Raw genomic sequence first — 3,725 nt, forward strand, 5'->3', positions numbered from 1 at the left:
GGACTGATGAGATATCCGATTCTACGGCTAACGCGGAAAGGATATTTTATATCCTTCAGGAGCAGGGCTGTCTTGCCGGTAGTGGATACAATCCCATAAAAGGGAATATCCGCCCTTTTATGAAAAACAGTAAAAATAAGGAAAATCCCATAAAATGGGGAATTTCCCACTTTATGAAAGATATTGAGGAACAGGGGCTTAAAAAATTTATATAAATACGCAACACTTAAAATTAAAAAAAATGGAACGGAAATTTTTAAAGACAGCGGCTAAAAAGCCTTACATGATTGACAACAACGAAGGTATAAATTTCAGCCTACAGGTGGTAACGCCTAAGATTGACGGGGTTCCGGCACAAAAGGAGCTCTTATTCCTGGCCGGGGATATTATACCTGATAATTTGACAAAAGACGGATCTTTGGTTATATCCGTTACGAAGGATGATGCAAGGAAACTCATTGACAGGCTTATAAGGCTTGCAGATGAATTATAAGGGGTATAACGGAACGGGTATTTTATGGGTTGCAGCAGGGTGTTTTACATCCTGATGCAATCATCCGGTAAACGACAGGAGCTTAGTCCTGGAATAGTTTAAAATACCTCTGACAGCTTTCTTGCCTTTAGGAATGTAAGCATTTGGTAAACCGTGTATTGTAAAATAATAAAGGATTTATATGGGCCTGAATCCGGGCCCATATTTTTTTTGCAAAGGTCTGTAAAGGCATGCATCAGGATCTCAAGGTGTTTTTTTATAGTTTGTTGTAGCTTGTACTTTCCTGATTGTACAAGTTAGAAGCGACAGGTGTAGCAGATAAGCGGCAACAACCAACAAAACACGACCTGCACACCGGATTCATTTTTGTTAAATACAGGATTTACAAAAATGGATTCCATATAACACCCTGTATATCATACAGGTGACCATTCACGCTTGTTTTTGGCCGTTTTTACGGTTGTAGTTGCTGTCCGGTGTTGCTTTTAGCTTGTATTAGCTGCTTGTGGGTTGCTGCCTATAGCTGATGGAAGCAACAGGAGCAACTGACAGGCAACAGGACAGTAGAGGTCATTGGATAGTCTGTGTATTTCAATCCTGTTTTATTTGATAAATACAGGAATTGGTAAAGCAGTTTCAATGTAATTGTTTGTAAATCATATTTATTGATGCTTATAATCCCTTGATATCCGTTACAGGCAGGAGCAATCTTATTGGATTATTTATTTCTGGTTCTGTGATCTGTATATCATAAGAGTAAAGGAGCAGAAACAAGATTTTTGCAACCAAAAGCAGCAATAGCCTTATTAATTTGTAAGCAACCAGTAAGCTATACAGGATAGTTTAATAGGAAATTACTATCTATTAGTAAGCAAGGTGTAACAAGTGCAAGGTTGGCAGTAGCAACTTATCAACAACTTTGCATCGACAGTACCGGCAGGAGTAATCATCTACCCAACCGGATTATAACAGATGTGTGGTATGCTATGCTATACCATACAGGTGAAGCATACGATTGATAAGTAACAGGTAGTTGTAACCGGAAGCAACCACCTTGTAATACCACACCGGTAGTTTACCGCACACCGGTTTTATTCCTAGTAATACAGGACAAAACGGGTTCCGGTTGATTCGACATATTGAAAACATGGATTTTTATAAATTAAAATTTTATATTTGCAGTGTGTAACAACCTGCTTTAATACTGATGCAAGCTTTGACTCTAAAGAATCAAATAATAAATGTCCGGAGATAGGCATAATCCCAAATAAGCTATAAATACACGGAAGCTATTTCCATTTAAAAATTATCAATTATGATTGAATTTCATCTGAAAGTCTTATAGGTATTCATTTGTTCCGGATAAGTCCGGGACATAAACCTATAAGAAAATGAGCAGAAGCAGAAAAAGAACTCCTGTAAGCACGATTGCCTGTTGTAAATCCCAAAAAGCGGATAAACGTATTTGTAACCGCCTGTTCCGCCGGGAAAGTAAGGTCTTGCTGAAACAAGGGAAAGATTTACCTTCCCGCCTGCGTGAAGTTATGGATGTCTGGAGTTTCGCGGGCGATGGGAAACGTTATTGGGGCTATGATTGCCGGTTCATCGAAAAATTAATGAGGAAATGAGGACAGTTATTGATTTAAACGGATTCAGGCTAATATCCACGTTCATGCTAACTATAATTGAACGTGATGATGGAAACAAGAAACAAACAGTGGAGGCTTGGACAACGGGACAGGCTCTATGCTGCCAAATAGAGGGCTTAATTTGATATAAATATACCCGAATCGGGAATCTTTAAACTTAAATTTGACAATAGCATAAAATTCAGTAAAAATGAAAAATCAAAATACGGCTACAATATTAGCTTTATTTTTAGGGGGATTTGGAATACATAAATTCTATTTAGAAAAAGAGTTTCAAGGGTTGGCATATTTATTGTTTTGCTGGACACTGGTACCTTTCGTTTTAGGTATTATAGATGGAATAATGCTTGGATTGATGTATGAGGACACATTTTATGAGAAATATAACAAGCAAATTAAACTGTGCAATAACCAATTTAAAAATAGATGCGTATTATGCACTGAGTATTTAGATTCTGCAAATATCACGAATATTAAGCATAATATATTGAAAGATAATGGTGTAGTTTGTGATAAATGCTTGAAAAAGATTAATGATGTTAACCCTAAGATAGCAATGGGCCTTAATAATTTTCATCTTGAACATATAAAAAATTTACTACAAAAATCGGACTTACGCAGTACGCGAGTAGCAATTAATACTGTATCTTCCAATAAAGATTATCCCGTAAAACTTAATAAAAAATATAAGGCTCGTGCTTTTCATACAGGTCGTAACTGCTGGAAAACTGTTAATAATATAATAGCAAAAGATGAGAACGAAGTACGCGAATTACTTGATAACTCCGAATTCAGGGAGCCATATCAAATTGAGGAGATATTTCGAGAGCCTACAGAACGGCAAATAGAATTTGCTCCTTATTTTGGTATAAAAACACCTGTGGGTGCTTCACAGGAGGATGTGTCTGCTCTTATTAGCATACAACAGGATGATGATATTCCAGCCGATATCGGCCTTATCGAATATGCTACCGAAGAAGGATTTTATATTTCAAGGTATACCGGAAGGAAAGCATTATATAATCTTATATTTTTCAATAGTTCATTGGAAGACAGAATTGCTTTTTTCATCTTTTGTGTCTACAGATGGCTATCTGTTGACAGAGAGATCAATCTTAATAAATCCAGACACAAAGATTTATTTTATGAATTTTCATATAAAATGCAGACAGACAGAGAATTTATTAAATCATTGAATAGGTATCAGGGAGAAGATTTAATCTGGTTCGGAACATTTACACATCAATGGAATGATTACTCCGGAGGTAGTAAAAACACCAAGGCTTATAAAATCTGTGCTCTTTTTCTGAAAGATCGATTAGGTATATTATCCGAAGGAAATAATACTATTAATCCGAATATTAGGAAAATCAAGAAAGAACTAATTCCTGACTATCGTTATGACGCATTTCCACCTATTCGGGATACAGGAAGAAATAAAAATTATAATCGCAGCAATCAGGGATGCTTCAATACAGTTGCTTTATTTTTGTTAATGTTTTTTATTTTATTAATTTTCGCTTAATTAATTCAAGTTGCTATTTATAGAATTATCCAATAAAAAAGGTCAATCCCTTAACTTT

At 35.8% G+C, this 3,725-nt stretch carries 5 protein-coding genes; 4 read left to right on the plus strand and 1 reads right to left on the minus strand.

The features are described 5' to 3' along the window. Together ACFO6W_RS15660 and ACFO6W_RS15665 are read left to right on the plus strand one after the other, a co-directional pair. The coding region (locus ACFO6W_RS15660) for a hypothetical protein (RefSeq protein WP_379998089.1) at window positions 1-215 on the plus strand (215 nt) is incomplete at its 5' end. Between the two features lie 26 nt (window positions 216-241). Further along, window positions 242-493 carry a hypothetical protein gene (locus tag ACFO6W_RS15665; RefSeq protein ID WP_379998093.1) on the plus strand — a complete coding sequence of 84 codons (252 nt, stop codon included), beginning with the start codon at window positions 242-244 and terminating at the stop codon, window positions 491-493. 984 nt (window positions 494-1,477) lie between these two features. Here ACFO6W_RS15665 and ACFO6W_RS15670 read toward each other — a convergent pair. After that, window positions 1,478-1,642: a hypothetical protein gene (locus tag ACFO6W_RS15670; RefSeq protein WP_379998095.1), complete on the minus strand. Its 165-nt coding sequence runs from the start codon at window positions 1,640-1,642 to the stop codon at window positions 1,478-1,480. A 242-nt stretch (window positions 1,643-1,884) separates the two neighbouring features. On the opposite strand from ACFO6W_RS15670, the gene ACFO6W_RS15675 reads away from it, so the two are divergent. Next, complete coding sequence (locus ACFO6W_RS15675) at window positions 1,885-2,121, plus strand: hypothetical protein (protein ID WP_379998097.1); 237 nt, start codon at window positions 1,885-1,887, stop codon at window positions 2,119-2,121. 211 nt (window positions 2,122-2,332) lie between these two features. Beyond that, window positions 2,333-3,667 carry a TM2 domain-containing protein gene (locus ACFO6W_RS15680; protein ID WP_379998099.1) on the plus strand — a complete coding sequence of 445 codons (1,335 nt, stop codon included), beginning with the start codon at window positions 2,333-2,335 and terminating at the stop codon, window positions 3,665-3,667. The last annotated feature ends 58 nt before the right edge of the window (window positions 3,668-3,725 follow it).

The sequence above is a fragment of the Dysgonomonas termitidis genome, from assembly GCF_042654545.1.
Lineage (GTDB): Bacteria > Bacteroidota > Bacteroidia > Bacteroidales > Dysgonomonadaceae > Dysgonomonas > Dysgonomonas termitidis.

What these genes read in the sequence shown, in the direction of transcription:
- ACFO6W_RS15665 (WP_379998093.1), top strand. Translation starts at nt 242, where the DNA reads ATGGAACGGAAATTTTTAAAGACAGCGGCTAAAAAGCCTTACATGATT.
- ACFO6W_RS15670 (WP_379998095.1), bottom strand. Translation starts at nt 1,642, where the DNA reads ATGTTTTCAATATGTCGAATCAACCGGAACCCGTTTTGTCCTGTATTA.
- ACFO6W_RS15675 (WP_379998097.1), top strand. Translation starts at nt 1,885, where the DNA reads ATGAGCAGAAGCAGAAAAAGAACTCCTGTAAGCACGATTGCCTGTTGT.
- ACFO6W_RS15680 (WP_379998099.1), top strand. Translation starts at nt 2,333, where the DNA reads ATGAAAAATCAAAATACGGCTACAATATTAGCTTTATTTTTAGGGGGA.